Origin of the sequence: Clostridium sp. cel8 (assembly GCF_014050525.1) — a bacterium.
GTDB lineage: Bacteria > Bacillota > Clostridia > Clostridiales > Clostridiaceae > Clostridium_B.
On record NZ_JACGAG010000015.1, the window covers coordinates 39,697 to 57,254 of the forward strand.

A 17,558-nucleotide genomic window follows, 5' to 3' on the forward strand; every position below is an offset into this window, starting at 1 on the left:
AAATTACAATAATTTCAAAAACTTATCTACAAACTCATCTGCCTTTTTAAATTTATCTTCACTAGGTACAAGTTTAAACCTAAAGCCATCTTCAACTGTTTTAAATTTCAATGATTTTAATCTTTCAGTCATCATCTTGACTGCTTCACCACTCCATCCATAGGAACCAAAAGCTCCTGCTGGTTTACCTCTATTTGGTATAGCACATATACTAGATAACATATCCCATGCAGGTTTTACTGCATCTTGATTTATTGTAGGAGAACCTACTAAAATTCCACTAGCAGAATTTACAAGACATACAACATCATGCATATCCATTGAAGTTATCTCATGACATTGTGCTGAAATTCCTGATGATTTTATCTTATCAGTTATATACTCTGCCATTTTCTTTGTATTTCCATAGGCAGATATATAAAATATTTGGACATTTTTATCATGTACTTCATCAGTTGCCCACTGTCTATATATATCGATAAATTTATCAATATACTTAGTGTGTATTGGTCCATGACTTGGAGCTACTATATCTAAATCAAGGCCTTCTATTTTATCAAGTGCCTTTAAAACAAACTTTTTAAATGGAGACATAATACAATCAAAATAGTATTTCATTTCTCCTTCATATTCAAGGGAGTTTCCTATGATATTGCCATCTTTTGGACAATAGTGACATCCAAGAAAATCACAAGTAAATAGTATCTTTTTATCTTCTACATAAGTAAACATAGTATCTGGCCAATGCACATTTGGTGTTACCATAAATTTAAGAGTAGTTTTACCAAGATTCAAAGTATCAGGAGCAACCATACTCTTAAAATCCTTATTTATTATATCTTTAAGATACATAAGTGCGGCTCTAGACGCAACAACTGTAGCATCAGGATATTTATCAATAAGCATAGATATAGATCCACTGTGATCAAGTTCTGTATGCTGAACAATTATATAATCAACTTTTCTATCTCCTATAATACCTGTTATGTTAGATAAATATTTATCATAAAATCCATTCACATTTTTAACAGTATCTATTACAGCTACCTTTTCATCCTTAATCAAATAAGCATTGTATGTGCTCCCATATTTAGTATCCATTATAATATCAAAGACCTTAAGACCAGGATCTTGAACGCCAACCCAATATATATTATCTTTTAATTCTAAACTATTCATTACATGAACCTCCCATATTATAATCATTGCTTCTATTTATAGTTTATCCTAATATCATATATGTTATTTAATATAATTTTAACACATGTAGTTTACATTTTAAATAGTTTCTGATTAATGTAAGCGTTATTATTAAATAATAATTACTATCTTAACAATTTTGATACCTTTCCGGAATAAAATATATATTCAAAATGAAGTGCTCTTGTCAACACTACATATAATATTTTCTGATCAAGCTTTGTATTCTTGTAATTTTCTTCATTGCAATTGTATACTACAGTACAATCAAATTCCAAACCTTTAGTCATATATGAAGGTATTATTATACAATCCAGCTTTAAATTTTTATCATTATCTTTTATAACAGTCCAGTTGTACTCACTATACTTTTTCAAATAACTTCTTATCTTTTTACATTGATCGTAATTTTTACCTATAACTGCTATACTTTTTTTATTTTGAGATCTAACATACTTTACAATTTCATCTAATTTTTCTCCAAATTCCCTATTTGTATTAAATTCAATTACTTCAGGTTCTTTTCCATGCCTTAAAATAGGAGTAGCAGGCTGTAAACCATTTTTTTGAAATTTTAGCACCCTATTTGCATAATTTATTATTTCAATAGTAGATCTATAACTTTTTGTTAATTCCACATATTTAAAATTATCTTGAAAAATATCTTCAATTAAACTTTCCCAACTATCTATACCTTTGTAATAATATATCCCCTGGGCTATATCACCTACTATTGTCATAGAATTATTGCTAACAAACTCCTTCATTACTGAATATTGAACCTTACTATAATCTTGAGCTTCATCTACAACTATATGCTTATACATAAACTTATCAGGTATACCTTCTATTTTTAACTTAAGATATACAAGGGAAGTTAAATCATCACTATCTAAAATTCCCTTTTTAATATTATTTTCAAATTCTTCTTTCATAAATTCCCATAAAGTTCTACTTACCCTATCACCTGTTATATTAAAAAATAATGCTTCGTTATTTAAAAATTCCCCATATTTAGCTTTTGAATCTACATTATTCCAATTGTCAAAATAACTTTCAAAACATTTTTTTGAATTTACAGTAAGCTGCTTTTTCTTTTTATCTCTTTCATTATATATTTGTGTAAGTTTTTCTCTTCTTTCTTGGCAGTCACCCATCTTTTTCTTAATTCTTGCAGCCTTATATCCATAGTAAAAGTCTACTTTATCCAATATTAATTTTATTTTATCATTGAGTTTTAATTTAAAATATCTCTTTATCTCATCTTTCCTCTTTTTAATTGGGAAATTAATCATATCATTTAAATAAAGTCTCTTTATCTCTTCTTTTTTAAACAATACATAATTGTCAACTTTTATGTCATCTATATCTGAATCCTTTTTCTCCATATATCTTACATACTCATCTAGAAAACATTTAAATTTTATACTTCCTCTAAGCTTACTACTTTCAACTATTAATTTTTCATATTTTGGATCTGTATTTTCAACTATGAGAGATAGTTTTTTATCTTTAGTAATGACTTTACATTTTATATTTAATATTTCTTTACAAATATCCTCAAATGTTTTTTGCTTTACATTATTTACTCCAAGATCAGGTAAAACTTCCGATATGTAATCCAAGAAAAGTTTATTTGGACCTATAACTAAAATATCATCAGCTGAAAGTTTATCCTTATATTTATAGAGAAGATAGGCAAGTCTATGAAGTGCTACAGTTGTCTTTCCAGATCCTGCAGAACCCTGTACTATTAATGCTGTATTTTTTTCTGCTCTTATTATATCATTTTGTTCTTTTTGTATAGTTGCAACTACATCTTTTAATTTATTACTTACACTCTCTTCAAGATTTATTCTAAGAAATTCATCTACTAATGTATTTCCCTCTTCATTTGAAGATCTTAACATAATATCATTTATTCCATCATCAAATGCATCTTCAAGTTTTTTAGATCTTATCAAAAATTTTCTTTTTAAATTTAATTTTCCACTTACAATTCCGGTTGGTGCTCTATAAAAAGCATCTCCAGAAGTGCCACTATAATACAAATCTGCTAGAGGTGTTCTCCAATCAATTACTTTTTCTTCTCCATCTTCTACATCGCCTAATCCAAATTTACCAATATAAAAAGTTTCTTCATCTCTTTTATATTCTCTAAAATCAATTCTAGCAAAATAAGGTTGATCCTTACTTTCCATATATTTTTCCAAACTTTGATGAGTTATATTATACAATTTTTTCTTTGTTTCAAGCTCTTCATTATATCTACCTTTAAATTGTTTTTTTAGACTATTTATATCTTTTTTAAGTCTATTATCTTCCTTCTTTATATTTTCAATTTCATTTTCTATCCATTTTTCAGTATCTTCAAGATGCTCTATTTCTTCTATCATATCTTCTTTTTTTATAGCCATAACTCTACACCCCCTATTTTCAAACTACATCTTAAAATAAATTAGCTTATAATTAAACACACCGTTAAATTACTATATTATTTATACAAGTGTAAATTTTATATTTAAGCTATTAAGATGTCAAGGCTTAAAATTTGATTACATAAATAAATAAATGTATAATTTAACTATAGAAATTTTTATGATATTTATCTAGGAGGTATGCCCCTTGGCAGTAAAAGAAGTATTAAAATATGGAAACAAAATTTTAAAAAGAGTGAGCAGAAGAGTTGAAAAAATAGATGATACTGTGATTAATATAGCAAAAGATCTTAAAGATACTTTAAATGAAGATGAAGGAGGAATAGGTCTTTCAGCTCCACAAATAGGAGTATTAAAGAGAATAATATTAATAGACTTTAAAACAGATGACTTTACTCCAATACTACTTTTAAATCCTAAAATAGTAAAAAAGATGGGACGAAGTGAAAGCACAGAAGGATGTCTTAGTTATCCCGGCTATGAGGGAATTGTAATAAGGCCTAAAAGAATTATAGTAACAGGCATAAATTTAGAGGGAAAGGAAGTAACATATAAAGCAGATGGACTTCTTTCAAATGCATTTTGCCATGAAATAGACCATTTAAACGGAATTCTATATATGGAAAAAGCTAAAAAGCTCTATAAATTAGACAAAAAATAGAGTTTCTATCTGAAAATAACTAGAGAAACTCTCAGCTTAAAAGTACAATATAAATTGCGAGAGTTTTCCTTAGTATTTTCCAATTTTAAATTAAATAATTGATATCATAGCAGTTTAACAACTGAACTAATTATTAATATCTTCCATATAAATTGTATCTTCCATTTCATCACCATAAAATACAATATACTCTTCCCTCTCACATATTGTATTTTCATCTTTAAATTTATTTATATCAATAAAAAATTTCTCAATATGATAATCTCCATAAATATTTATCTTTCCATTTTTAATCATATTTTTTATAATTCTCTCTTCATCTTTTATCTTTTCTGTATAGAGAAAATCAGGAACCCACCTTTTTTTATTGAATTTAAGATAATCATATTTTACTATATCCTTTAATTTAAAATTGTCTTGATTTAGGTATTCACTGTTAAATTCTAAAAACACCTTATAGTACTGCACAGCAGATATATTTTTATTTAAGTATCCCTTATTATAAAAGAAGTCACCTAATTCTTTGTAAAAATCAAAAGGAGTACTAAATTTATTTAGGAAATACTTTATTATATTTGTAAATTTTCCTGAATTGTAGTACTTGTCAACCATCTTATCCACTCTCTTTAATATTCTTAGCTTTTCATAACTTATAAAATTTGTTTTTAAAACCTCATAAGGAGGATATGGTTCATAGACTATTCCAAACTTTTCTGCATTGTCATGCATTGAAGATCCTTTTAAAACCTTTAAAAATCCCAGCTGTATTTTTTCTGGATGAATGGAGTATACATCGTTAAAGGAATTTTTAAATGATTCAAAATCCTCATATGGAAGGCCTGCTATAAGATCTAAGTGTTGATTTATATTATGAAATTTCTGTATTTTCAATACTTTATCCTTTATCTTTGAAAATTCAACATTCCTATTTATACTTTCGAGTACTTTAGTATTCGTAGTTTGAACACCTACTTCTAGTTGTATTCTCCCCTTAGGTGCTCTGTTTAGAACTTCTATCTCCTCATCAGTTAATATATCTGCAGATATTTCAAAATGAAATGTGGACTCAGTATCCATATTTATTATAAAATTCCATATTTCAATTGCAAATTTAGGATCACAGTTAAAAGTTCTATCTACAAATTTTATGAGCTTAAATCCTCTTTTTATAAAAAAATTCAATTCTCTTTTAGCTCTATCAATGTTTAAAAATCTAACTCCATGTGTAGTGGATGATAGGCAATAACTGCACTTAAATGGACAACCACGAGAAGTTTCATAATATATTATCTTATTATCTAAATTGTCATCTTCATCATAGGGGAATACAATTTCATTCATATCCATAGCTTCCCTTTTTCCAGTAAATACAATTTTATCATTTTCCCTAAAGTACAATCCCTTTATGTCCTTTAATCTTTTAAGGCTAGATTTACCTCTGTGGACTGCCTTTTCCTTTTCAATTGCAAAACTCACCAAATCATAATAAGTTTTCTCACCTTCCCCACATATTACACAATCGCCTACATTGGAGTTTAAAAATGTTTCACTGTCATAAGATACCTCTGGTCCACCATAGAATACCTTTATACTTGGATCTACAAGCTTTATAAGCCTTGCTAGAGATCTGCAAAAATCTATATTCCATATATAACATGAAAATCCAACTGCATCTGGCTTTTCTTTTATTATCTCTTCTAGCATTTTCTCTCTTCTATCATTTATTGAAAACTCTTTTATTATACATTTGTAATCAAGATCTTTTGTAAAAGCCCTCAAATATCTAACTGCCAAATTACTGTGAATAAACTTTGCATTTATAGCTGTCAATACTATTTTCATTTGTGAATAAATTCTCCTCTCACACTCTTATACTCTTTATAAAATATATTAACACAAATTAGATATATATAAAATTAACAGCCTAGTATATCAAAGTAAATTTAACACTCTAAATAGCACTGAATTACTCATCCCTACTTACTGAAACTTCTTTTAGAGCCTCATCTTCACACTTATTTTGGGCCTTTATATGATATACATCATTTGTAAAATTATATTCCTTCAATTCAAAATATTTTTCAATAAGTTTCAATGTAGTTTCTTTCGAACTATCTTCAATAAGATTAAAATTTCTTATCTTTATAGTCCTTAACTTTTTCCCTGGAACTAATATCTTTATATCTCCGTTAAATATCCTACCTACTTTTTTATCTATATCCCATATATAAAGCATTCCATCTCTATTTAAATATCTGTGTATATGCTCTATAATGGATTTTCTCTTGTTTTTTGACCATATGCTACCAAAAGAAAATAACAGTATACAAATGTCATAGCTTCCCTTTTGTATGTTTTTTTCACCATCTTGCCCTCTTATATATTCTAAATTTATACCATGATTAAATTCTTTGTATATGTTATATATTATTCCATTGTTCTCTAGTCCAATGTCAAGTAAATTACCTCTAAATATCTCATTTTCCATATTTATAAATATCTCTTTTTTAATCATAAAATTCCTCCTGTTACCTAAGCTATTTCCATAATAAGTAAATACACTATATAATTAAATTCTATAAAATAAAAAAAAATCCTTCAAATTAAGGAAGGATTTTAAGAGATTTTATTTTATCGTAATAATCAAGCATAAATCCAGATGTAGTCCTCTGTGCTTCTTTCAATATTGTAGAAGCTATATTCCAATACCTTTCATCTGTAGATTTAACATCCAAATTTTTTATATAAGTGCTATTTGCCATTATTGCATTGTTTTTTATATAATCATCTAAGCTTTCATATCTAACTACATTGTTATTTGCAACAAAAGAGTAGTCAGACATAAGCTTACTTATAATCCACAATTCAAATTTTCTATGACTCTTTAAAAGCCTGTTGTTAACATGCTGTGGAACTGTTACATCTTGAATAAGATGACAGGCTGCTCCAAAATAAAAAAGAGATTCATCCATTTTTCCTGCTTTGGCCATAGAAATCGACTTGTTATAATATTTTTTACATTCTGTAAGAGCATCTGAAAATCCATAAAGACCCTTTCCCCTACTTACATGATAAAAGTGATTAGAGCTTTTAAAATCCTGATCAGCCCAGCTAACCCCTGAATTTAATCTCAAAATATTTTCTCTAAAATACTCAGATTCTTCTTTATATCCATCATTTTTTAATATTTCAATTGACCTTATCATTATAAACTTGTGAACAGTACAATTTGTTTTCATTATTTTTTTCTTTAAAGGATTTACTGCAAAAAACAATTTCCTTACTGCTGTGCCATATGTCCTCTCGAATCTTCCCTTCATCTTAAGAATAATTCCCTCTTTCCATAATTAATTTTAATCTCTTTTAACTTTTAAAACTAGAATTATAGCAACTATAGCTGACAGAATGAGATACACATATACATTATTATATTGCTTAAGATCTTTAATGTTATTAAAATCTTTTTTATTTATACTATACATATATCCACTTTTACTATCAAGTATTAATAAACTTTTACCGTATATTTTCATGCTCTTTATTAGAGAATTTTCTCCAAATTTAATTTCACTTTTCTCAACTTTTGGGTATTTAAAATTATATATTAAATTATCTGTACTATTGTAAAAAAATATACAATTTTTTTCACCTATATTACCTAAACTATCTACAGCTATAGAACCTAAACTAGATACTTTGAGGCTCTGATAAATAGGTGATGGTGGATTCATATTTGGATGATTCTCAAGTAAAAATGAAAGCCCATTTTTTCCTTTAAATTTAGGTGAAGTAATTGGATCTCCTCCGCTGTAATCAGGCCATCCATACCATACTCCTTTTTCTATCTCATATATATAGTCATTGTCACCTGAAACTGGTCTTGCTCCTCTATTTTCCATACCACCTACAGAACAAAATAACTTATTTTCAAAATTAAAATCCATTCCAAGTACATTCCTTATTCCCCAGGCAAATGTAGAAGCTTTTTTTGTATTTATATTTATAAATATAATTGAAGCATTTCCAGGAAAATGTGAAGGTATAACCTGACCCTTTATACTTCTAGTTCCATAACTTTGAAAAGCTCCAGTAGTTCCATTTTCAAAATTTATTCCCTTTAGTGTTATGTCACTTGGAGTAATATCGTGAACATAGGTCTTAGAGTCATTCCACATATTGTCTTTCCCAACAACTCCAGAATTAGTGGCAGCTCCTATTGATACATATAAATAATTTCCATTTATCTTTACAATGCTCTTATTGTAATCTCCATAGTTTGGAATTCCAGAAAAGAATTCAGTATTTCTACTTTCAATTATATCATAACAATATATTTTATCTTTTGACGCATAATATAACTTTCCATCCTTATAATCTATACTGCTTATATCAAAATTTTCATTTTCAATTATATTATAACTTCTGCCAGTTTTATCTATAACTTGAATTTTAGACTTATATGCTATGTAATAATTACCTTTTTCATCTGATGTAAAGTCAACTGCTCCTTTTAAATCTTTGTACTTTATTTTAAATGAAAGGCTTCTATCCAATACTTTTGGATTCACCTTATAATGATACCTATAAAAATAGAACTTAATTATATATGCAGCTACAACTGCAATACATATTAAAAGTGCAATTTTAAAAATCTTTTTCATTTACATAATCTCCTAAACAATATCTCTCAAAACATATATATTTAAAAGATTTAATATATATGAATACTTTGCGTGAAACAAAATTATTATTTAAAATACTGTACTTTAAATTTTAGAATATATTTATTTGTCCAATCATAACTATTTAACAAGTGTATATAAACTTGCAACCTAAATTTAAAATTCAGGAGTTTTTTATGAAAAGAGATAGATTTTTAAAAAGTTCACTTATAATGATTTTTTCAAATTTAATTACCAGTATATTTGCCTTTGTATTTTCTATGATTTTATCAAAATATCTAGGTGCAGAAGGTATGGGGCTATATGATCTTATAATGCCAATATATGATCTTTTTATCTGTCTTATATGTGGTGGTATGGTAACTGCTATATCAAAAACAGCGGCAGTTTATTTTGAAAAAGACGATTTTTCAAATTTAGATGGATCTATTTCTGTATCTTTTTTATTTGACTCAGTATGGTCCCTTATAATAATTTGTTTTGTATTTGTAAATGCAAAATATATAGGAATGAATATAATAGATGATATAAGAGCAGTTCATTCAATACAAGTAATATGTCCTGCTATGTTTTTTATTTCCCTATCCTGTATATTAAAGGGATACTTTTATGGTACTTCTGATGTTAAAATTCCTGCACTTATAGACGTATTTGAAAAATTTTTGAGAATAGTAATAATTATAAGTATAATAACTGCTTTTTCACTTAAAAGTGTAAAAAATACAGTAACAGCTGCCTACTTAACACTTACATTTGGAGAGCTAACAAGCCTTGTACTTTTGTATATAGTGTATAGATTAAAAAGAAGACACTACACTATTTCAAAAGAATATACACCTGATAAATTTCAACTTATATTTGACATACTGATAGTTTCTTTTCCACTGTGCATAAACGGTTTTTTATCTACTGCACTTTCTGCATTTTCTGCACTTATTATACCAAGAAGACTAGTATCATCAGGTATAGATTACAATGTTGCCCTTGCAATGATAGGCAAATTTAAAGCAATGTCTATGAATATAGTGTTCTTTCCAACTACTATACTAAATTCAATATCAATAGTGTTAATTCCTGATTTGTCTGAAAAGTTAAGTGCAAAAGATTACTTTTCAATTGAAAATAGAATTTCCCAAGTTCTTAAAATATCTGCTATACTTGGAATAGTTACTATGATAATATGTTTTTGTTTTCCAGATTATCTTGGGCAATTATTCTATAAAAGAGATGATATAGGAAAGTACATAAAATTTATATCCCTATGTGCACCTATAAGTTTTATGTCCGTAGCTACATTTGGAATTTTAAATGGACTTGGAAAGCAAAATATAATTCTAAGGAATTCTATACTAGTATCAATAGAAGATCTGATTTTAATATACATATTAACAGGTATACATTCCTTAAACATATATGGCTGTGGTATAAGCCTTCTGATAACCTCTATAACTAGCTTAACTTTAAATATGTATGAAATAGTAAAAGATAACTTCTATAATCCGCTTTAGAAGTTATCTTTTACTATTTCACATTTATGTGAAAATTATTTTATTCTCATAAGTATAAGTTTAGGAATAAATCTCTTTACAGTTGAAGGCATATTGTCTAAATCTCTCTTTGTTACCCCACCTATAGATACCATCATAAATACATATACAAACATACCTACTAAAATAGAAATTATAGTTGCTATGGCATTGGAAATATATTCTATACTCATAAATCCTGTAAGCATATTCAATATATAATACACAAAAAATACAATAATGCCCATTACAATAGATGAAATTAATGGTCTTACTGCATGAGTAATCATATTTATATTTACCTTAAGAGATTCATTTATCTTTTTATGATTTAAAATTATAGGTATCAAATATCCTATAATAGTTCCAACTATAGCTCCAAGTATATTTATATGTGGCTTAGCAATTAAATAATAGTTTACAGCTATTTTAAAAGTTATACCTAGTATAGAATATACCGTTGCCACATATAGCTTTCCTATACCCTGAAGTATAGTTGTCTGTATCTGCATAACAGCCATAAACACAAGTACTATTGAACCAAATCTCATTATATAGGCCCCTCCTCTAAATTTAAGAAGAGAGAATATAGGTTGACTCAAAATTGCAAGCCCTACAGCACATGGAATGGCAACTAAAAAACACAATCTAAAAGAATAGTTTATACGATTTTTTACCTCTAATTTGTCATTTACTACAGAGGCAGCTGATATAGCTGGAAGTATTGCCATAGCAAGAGATGAAATTATTGCAATTGGCACATTTAAAAGCTGCTGGTACTTTACCAAAAAACCATAAAGCATAGTTGCCGTATCTTCTGTAAAGCCCCCAAATATAAGCCTTGATTTTGTATTCATAAGGTCAACTACATTTCCAGCATAAGTCATACCTACACAAAGTGTTATTGGAATACCATAATTTATTATTTTTCTTACTATTTGTCTTGTAGTTATTTTAATTACAGTATACTGTGAATTTTTCCACTTTAAAGACTTGCTATATTGACTATAACACATCATAAGAAAAGAAGCAGATATCAATGCACCAACTGAAGTACCTATAGTACTTCCTGCACACCCTACCTCTACTCCATATTTTATTAGAAAAGCAGCAAAAATAAGTGAAAATACAATATTTAATGCCTGCTCTATAACCTGCGACACTGCAGTAGGTGTCATATTTCCATTTCCTTGGAAATATCCTCTGTAAGCAGAAGATACTGAAGTAAAAAGTATAGCTGGTGCTAGGGAAATAAGAGAGAGATAGGCACTTTTATACTTAGTTAATTTTGCAAGAGGCATGGCAAAAACGACAAGGAAGATTGACATAACTATTCCAAGCATAATAAGCATAAATCTTGCTATTTTAAATCCTCTTATTGAATCCCTGTAATTTCCAATTGCATTTAACTCCGATATAAGCTTTGATATTGCAACTGGTATTCCTGAATTAGTTATAACAAAGACAAAAGCATATATCTGATAGGATGCTCCATATATACCATATCCAACATCTCCAATTATTCTAAGTAGAAATGGAATATACAAAAGTGACAAGACCTTAGTAGCCATACCTGCTGCAGATAATATTGCAAAGCCTTTAGTTGTTGACTGTTCTTTCATATTCAAAACTCCCCATCAAAAGGTTAAAATTTTTCAAATAAATCATTTTTTATTTTTTTGAATATAGGCGGAAGTGACGCTGTAATAGTTTTTCCATTAATATATGAAAAATCTTTCGTAGAATTTTTAAAATGCAATTTATATGCATACAGATATTGGTATACCAGTCCATATTTATTGTAAAAATGACTATTAACTTTTGAATCTCCGTATTTTGGATCTCCTATAATTGGATTACCCATATATGCAAGATGAGCTCTAAGCTGATGACTTCTTCCTGTAATCAAATTTATTTCAATAAGAGAATACAATCCACATGTTTTTAAATTTTTTATTTTCATAGATATTCTCTTTGTATCTTTCTTTGAAAACTCACATATACTTGATATGTTTTTTTCTTTATCTTTATGTATATATGCTGTATATTCCCCATCTTTTAAAGTTCCCTTTACAATTGCAATATAGTATTTATCTAAATCCCTATTCCTTATCATTTCATTTAATGTCTTAAGGGAATTATAATTTTTCCCATATACTACAATTCCAGATGTATTTCTGTCTAGTCTATTACATGGAGATGGAGAGAATGTAGGTGAATCTTCAGGCTTATATTCACCCTTATCATATAAGTATGATAATACATAATCAGTTAAAGTGTTTTCCTTGCCCTTATTATCAGAATGGACAAGTACACCTGGCCACTTCTCAACAAGTATCATATTTTTATCCTCATATATAATTTTTAACGATCCACTATCTATACTTATAAATTCACTTTTCTTATTATTGGAAAAAATATAATTTGCCTCTACAATATCCCCTTTTTCAAGAAAATATTTTTCCTTTTTCTTTTTGCCGTTTACCCTTATATCTCCTTTTCTCATAGCCTTGTATATAGCACTTAAAGGCACATCTTTTAACCATTTTCTTAAAAACTTATCAAGTCTTTGACCTTCTTCATTACTTCCTATTTCTATTTTCATCTTCTCACTCCTATACAAGAATATAAAATATGCATATAACTATAATCGACAAATAATTTTTGAAATATGTGGTTTAGACTATATTCTTGCCGGTTTTTTGTTCAACAATTAATTATATAATAACATTCCAATTCAAATCAACATATTTTTTAATTGATAAGATATAAAAGAATTGATAATACTATAATTTTCAGGTTAATATAGTTTTAAAAATCCCCGCATAAATGCGAGGATTTTTATATAAATATTAAGTTATTTCAAGAAATCATATACTGCTCTGCATTGAATTGCAATACCTATTGGTATACAATCTTCATCTACATCAAATAAACTTCCATGTGCAGGATTGACTATGCCCTTATCTTTATTACCACTTCCAAGATAGTAAAATGCCGATGGCCTTTCCATTGAAAAATATGCAAAGCTTTCAACACCCATACTTGGATTTTCAAGATTTATTATATTTTTATCACCTATAATATGAGATGCTGATGAAACTACATCTTTAATAACAGTGTCGTCATTGTAAAGGCAAGGATAGCTCTCTTCTATATCTATTTCGCAACTTCCTCTCATAGATTCTACTATTCCCTCTGTTACCTGACGAAGTCTCTTTTTTACATATTCCCTATGCTCTGTTTTCATTGTGCGTATTATTCCAGATATAGTTACTTCAGAAGGTATTACATTTTGAGCAGTTCCTCCATTTATTGAACCAACTGTAATCAAAGCTCCATCTGTTGGAGGTATTTCTCTACTTATTATCTCCTGCAGTCCTACAATAACATAACTTGCCATTACAATAGGATCTATTCCTGTATGTGGTCTTGCACCATGTGCACCAACGCCTCTTATTTTTATTGTAAAAGGATTTGAAGCTGCATTTACAACACCATACCTTACTCCTATTTTACCAACATCTATTCCCTCTTCTACATGTAATCCTATTACCCTATCTACATTTGGGTTCTCAAGTACTCCTTCTTTTATCATAACTTTTGCCCCACCTGAAGTTTCCTCTGCAGGTTCAAAGAAAAGTTTTACATTTCCATTTAATTTATCCTTCATACTATTTAATATTCTGGCTACACCAAGCAGTATAGTAGTATGTACATCATGTCCACAAGCATGCATCTTTCCCTTTACTTTAGATGAATACTCACATTTTTTCATATCTTGAATTGGCAGTGCATCCATATCAGCTCTAAGTCCTATAGTCTTGTTTCCATTTCCCTTTATAATAGCACATATTCCTGTATCTGCCACTTCTTCATATTGTATATTCTCTCTATCTAAAAATTCTTTTATTTTTCCTTGTGTTCTTTTAAGCTCATAGTCAAGTTCAGGATGCATATGAAGATCTCTTCTAATATCAATTAGTTCATCTTTCATATTTTGTGCAATTTTCAAAAAATCAAGTTCCATATTTATCCTCCAAAATTATATTTAGTAAAATTTTATTTCCACCCAATTTCTATTACATCTCCTTCTGAAAGCTTATCATAATAACCTGCATTTTTACCATTTAAGCTTAGATATAATTCTCCTTTTGGATTAGACAGATCAAATTCTACATGATTGAATATATCTACAAATATATATTTTTTCTTTCCATTTAGTACTATTGGTTTTCCATTTGCAATTACAGTTATCTCATTTTTATTATTCTCAAGTTTTTGAATTTTATCTTTATTTATATTTTCAATTGGTTTTACATTTACTTTTTCTCCATCTTTTTCATTTTTTTCATCTTTAATATCTATTTTCTTATCTTTACTATCTATGGAAATATCATTATATATTAAAGATATTCTATCTCCCTCTTTAATTTCATAGGTTTCTTCCAAAATTTTTCCATTTAAATAAAACTTAGCCTCATTTCCACAATGTGCAAAGTACTTCTTGTAATCTCCTATAGTTTTAGGAATTATTATTTTAATATTATCATTTTCCTTTATACAATAGTCAAGATCAACTCTGTTATCATCTTTATATGCTATAGGTTCTAAATTTTCCAATACACCATTTACAAAAAAGCTTACAGAATATGCCTTAGAAATATAGTCTATAACCTTTGGAGATGCATTTTTACCATCAACAGAATATTCAACTTCTATTTTATCTCCTTCTTTTATTTCTGCATCCATTCCCTTTTCAAATCCATTTATAGTTATTTTTGCGTTTTTCCCAAGTGTTCCAAAAGCTACTCTCTTTATTCCATTTAAAACAAACCTTATGTTTTTACCATTTTTCCCAATTAACAATTTTGGACTTATACCCGCTTGCATTAGTACATCCATAACAGTATGTTTATGAGAATTAAACATACTTATTACGCTTCCATTTAACATAACATCTATAAAATCATGTCCAAGCCTTCTTATGGATACAAGGGCAATTCCAAGCACAGTAACCCCTGTACTTTCAAGGGAATTGTCAGTACATACACATTCTTTTACAGATTCTCTTCCCTTTACAGCTATTCTCTGTGGCTGTATACCTAAATTTTCTGCTAAAAATTCATGAATTTTAGGAGTATGTGCTCCTCCTCCTACTAAAAATACAGCATTTGGAGACTTATCTCCATTTAAACTTATTATTTTAGATGATATTTCATCTGCTATTTTCTTTACTGTTGGAGTTATCAATTTAATAACTTCTTCGCTTGGCACTGTATTTTCTATTCCAAGAACATCAGTATAAACTATCTTTTCAGATACACTGCATTCTTTTTTTATTTTTTCAGCTGAATTAAAATCCACAAGATAATTTTGCGCTATAACCTCTGTAACTTCATCTCCTGCTTTTGGCACCATTCCATATGCAGTTATGGAATCATTACAACTTATAGCTATATCAGAAGTTCCCGCTCCTATATCAACAAGAGCTAAATTTAAAATTCTGAGGCTTTTAGGGACTGCAGCTTCCATAGCTGCTATAGGTTCAAGTGTAAGACTTATTACATTAAGTCCAACCTTTTTCATAACAGAATACAAGCTGTCCACAACAGATCTTGGGAGAAATGTAGCAATAACTTCTGCTGAAATTTCAGATCCTTTTTGTGACAAAAGATTGCCTATTAAGTAACCATTTAAATAGTAATTTTTAACACTATATCCTACACAGTATAATCTTCCCTTTGTATCTTTATTTATTTTACTTTCTGCAGAACTAACAGCCGTAAGTTCAAGACTTCTTATTGTGTCTTTATCTATCTCTTTATCATAGTCAATTTTCATACTCTCTTTTGATATTATAGTTCTTAAGAATCTTCCTGCAGCAGCTATAACTACATTTTCCAGCTTCATATTAAGATCTTTTTCTATTTTTTCTTTTATATTTAAAACAGTGTTTGCCACAAGACCAACATCATGAATTTGACCGTCTATCATAGCTCTTTGCTCATGTTCAAGACAATATTCTGATATTACATGGAATTTTTTATCTTTAACAATTCCTGCCGTACCTATTACAGTACGAGTACCTATATCTAGTGCAAATATTACATCCTGTGAATTAAGTTTAGCAGTGCTCATAATATTTACCTCTTTTTCCGTAATTTAAAAGTTATATTTGAAAATAGTATTCTATCTTACAAATATTATAATTAATTATAGTATATTTGTAAACTATGACCATACAAAGCAAATTACAAGTATATAGTAATTTATAATTTTTTAAATAAAAAATATGGATAGGTTTACAAGTAGATAAACCCATCCTTTTATTTAAGTACATTTATGTTAAAATGATTTTAAGATAATTCTAATCTATCTTCCTTCTCACTTATATAAGGAAGTGTTTTTAAAATTTCATATACTATCTTTTTATCTTGATCCTTTTCTTTCAATACTTGTTTTTTCTCTATCTTATTAAGACACATCATGTTACACCAAAAATCCACAAAATCCTGTTTAGTTATAAAATGTGTAGAATTATTAGTTTTTTCTTTGACTACAAATCCATTGTGAAAGTTTTCAATTACATTAATATTTTTCATTTTACCACTTGATACTATATTACACACATCATCCCAAATCTTCTTGAATTCAATCACGAAAATTCCTCCCTCATAAATATATTTATAGGCATATTTCAAAAGTATGTTATATTAATAACTAATTCATAGTATAACACATATTACAAATATATTAAATAATTATTTGAATTTTATCTAAAAGTATATCACATATACTATGTTTTGTTTTATTATATTAAGTTTACATTCTAATTTAATTTACATAATATTATTAATGTTTACTAAATATAATTAATATTTTATTTATATTTAATTTAATCTCAATAATGATATTGTTATCAAAGCTATAATTAATAATCTCTTTTATATGCTATGCTATAAATATTTAATTGTCAACCGTTTTTGAAAATGTCCCAAAAAACTTTTAACATTAGCACCAGTTTTCTGGTGCTTTATTTCTATGCTGT

13 protein-coding genes are annotated in these 17,558 nt (G+C 27.9%); 2 read left to right on the forward strand and 11 right to left on the reverse strand.

Features of this window, described 5'->3' with window-relative positions; genetic code table 11:
* Positions 1-3 precede the first annotated feature (3 nt).
* Together H2684_RS11340 and helD are read right to left on the reverse strand one after the other, a co-directional pair.
* Positions 4-1,179, reverse strand: a complete 1,176-nt coding sequence (locus H2684_RS11340; RefSeq protein WP_182089512.1) for an FprA family A-type flavoprotein — start codon at positions 1,177-1,179, stop codon at positions 4-6.
* Positions 1,180-1,325: 146 nt separating this feature from the next.
* Positions 1,326-3,617 (reverse strand): RNA polymerase recycling motor HelD, encoded by a 2,292-nt coding sequence (helD, locus tag H2684_RS11345; RefSeq protein WP_182089513.1) that lies wholly within the window; start codon positions 3,615-3,617, stop codon positions 1,326-1,328.
* Between the two features lie 208 nt (positions 3,618-3,825).
* On the opposite strand from helD, the gene def reads away from it, so the two are divergent.
* Entirely contained in the window at positions 3,826-4,299 is a 474-nt protein-coding gene (gene def / locus H2684_RS11350) for a peptide deformylase (RefSeq protein WP_182089514.1), read from the forward strand.
* 126 nt (positions 4,300-4,425) lie between these two features.
* On the opposite strand, the gene H2684_RS11355 is transcribed toward def, so the two are convergent.
* The 4 genes from H2684_RS11355 to H2684_RS11370 form a co-directional block, all read right to left on the reverse strand.
* A complete protein-coding gene (locus H2684_RS11355) occupies positions 4,426-6,141 on the reverse strand; it encodes a B12-binding domain-containing radical SAM protein (RefSeq protein WP_182089515.1) in 1,716 nt (571 codons plus the stop codon).
* A 124-nt stretch (positions 6,142-6,265) separates the two neighbouring features.
* Positions 6,266-6,814, reverse strand: coding sequence for a class I SAM-dependent methyltransferase (locus H2684_RS11360; protein ID WP_182089516.1), 549 nt, complete (start codon positions 6,812-6,814; stop codon positions 6,266-6,268).
* Between the two features lie 88 nt (positions 6,815-6,902).
* Positions 6,903-7,619, reverse strand: a complete 717-nt coding sequence (locus H2684_RS11365) for a zinc dependent phospholipase C family protein (protein WP_182089517.1) — start codon at positions 7,617-7,619, stop codon at positions 6,903-6,905.
* Positions 7,620-7,652: 33 nt separating this feature from the next.
* Complete coding sequence (locus H2684_RS11370; RefSeq protein ID WP_182089518.1) at positions 7,653-8,960, reverse strand: PQQ-dependent sugar dehydrogenase; 1,308 nt, start codon at positions 8,958-8,960, stop codon at positions 7,653-7,655.
* 197 nt (positions 8,961-9,157) lie between these two features.
* Between H2684_RS11370 and spoVB the strand changes: the two genes are divergently transcribed.
* A complete protein-coding gene (spoVB, locus tag H2684_RS11375) occupies positions 9,158-10,489 on the forward strand; it encodes a stage V sporulation protein B (RefSeq protein ID WP_182089519.1) in 1,332 nt (443 codons plus the stop codon).
* Between the two features lie 35 nt (positions 10,490-10,524).
* Here the strand turns inward: spoVB and H2684_RS11380 are convergent, their stop codons facing one another.
* The 5 genes from H2684_RS11380 to H2684_RS11400 form a co-directional block, all read right to left on the reverse strand.
* Positions 10,525-12,129: a polysaccharide biosynthesis protein gene (locus tag H2684_RS11380; RefSeq protein WP_182089520.1), complete on the reverse strand. Its 1,605-nt coding sequence runs from the start codon at positions 12,127-12,129 to the stop codon at positions 10,525-10,527.
* Positions 12,130-12,152: 23 nt separating this feature from the next.
* Positions 12,153-13,112 (reverse strand): RluA family pseudouridine synthase, encoded by a 960-nt coding sequence (locus tag H2684_RS11385; protein ID WP_182089521.1) that lies wholly within the window; start codon positions 13,110-13,112, stop codon positions 12,153-12,155.
* Between the two features lie 252 nt (positions 13,113-13,364).
* Positions 13,365-14,537, reverse strand: coding sequence for a M20 family metallopeptidase (locus tag H2684_RS11390; RefSeq protein WP_182089522.1), 1,173 nt, complete (start codon positions 14,535-14,537; stop codon positions 13,365-13,367).
* 32 nt (positions 14,538-14,569) lie between these two features.
* Positions 14,570-16,648 carry a cell division FtsA domain-containing protein gene (locus H2684_RS11395; protein ID WP_182089523.1) on the reverse strand — a complete coding sequence of 693 codons (2,079 nt, stop codon included), beginning with the start codon at positions 16,646-16,648 and terminating at the stop codon, positions 14,570-14,572.
* 218 nt (positions 16,649-16,866) lie between these two features.
* On the reverse strand, positions 16,867-17,169 hold the full coding sequence (locus H2684_RS11400) for a hypothetical protein (RefSeq protein ID WP_182089524.1): 303 nt from the start codon (positions 17,167-17,169) through the stop codon (positions 16,867-16,869).
* Between the last annotated feature and the right edge of the window lie 389 nt (positions 17,170-17,558).

Coding starts and splice junctions, on each gene's coding strand:
- helD (WP_182089513.1), bottom strand. CDS start 3,617: ATGGCTATAAAAAAAGAAGATATGATAGAAGAAATAGAGCATCTTGAA.
- H2684_RS11340 (WP_182089512.1), bottom strand. CDS start 1,179: ATGAATAGTTTAGAATTAAAAGATAATATATATTGGGTTGGCGTTCAA.
- H2684_RS11360 (WP_182089516.1), bottom strand. CDS start 6,814: ATGATTAAAAAAGAGATATTTATAAATATGGAAAATGAGATATTTAGA.
- H2684_RS11365 (WP_182089517.1), bottom strand. CDS start 7,619: ATGAAGGGAAGATTCGAGAGGACATATGGCACAGCAGTAAGGAAATTG.
- H2684_RS11390 (WP_182089522.1), bottom strand. CDS start 14,537: ATGGAACTTGATTTTTTGAAAATTGCACAAAATATGAAAGATGAACTA.
- H2684_RS11355 (WP_182089515.1), bottom strand. CDS start 6,141: ATGAAAATAGTATTGACAGCTATAAATGCAAAGTTTATTCACAGTAAT.
- H2684_RS11370 (WP_182089518.1), bottom strand. CDS start 8,960: ATGAAAAAGATTTTTAAAATTGCACTTTTAATATGTATTGCAGTTGTA.
- spoVB (WP_182089519.1), top strand. CDS start 9,158: ATGAAAAGAGATAGATTTTTAAAAAGTTCACTTATAATGATTTTTTCA.
- H2684_RS11380 (WP_182089520.1), bottom strand. CDS start 12,129: ATGAAAGAACAGTCAACAACTAAAGGCTTTGCAATATTATCTGCAGCA.
- H2684_RS11395 (WP_182089523.1), bottom strand. CDS start 16,648: ATGAGCACTGCTAAACTTAATTCACAGGATGTAATATTTGCACTAGAT.
- H2684_RS11385 (WP_182089521.1), bottom strand. CDS start 13,112: ATGAAAATAGAAATAGGAAGTAATGAAGAAGGTCAAAGACTTGATAAG.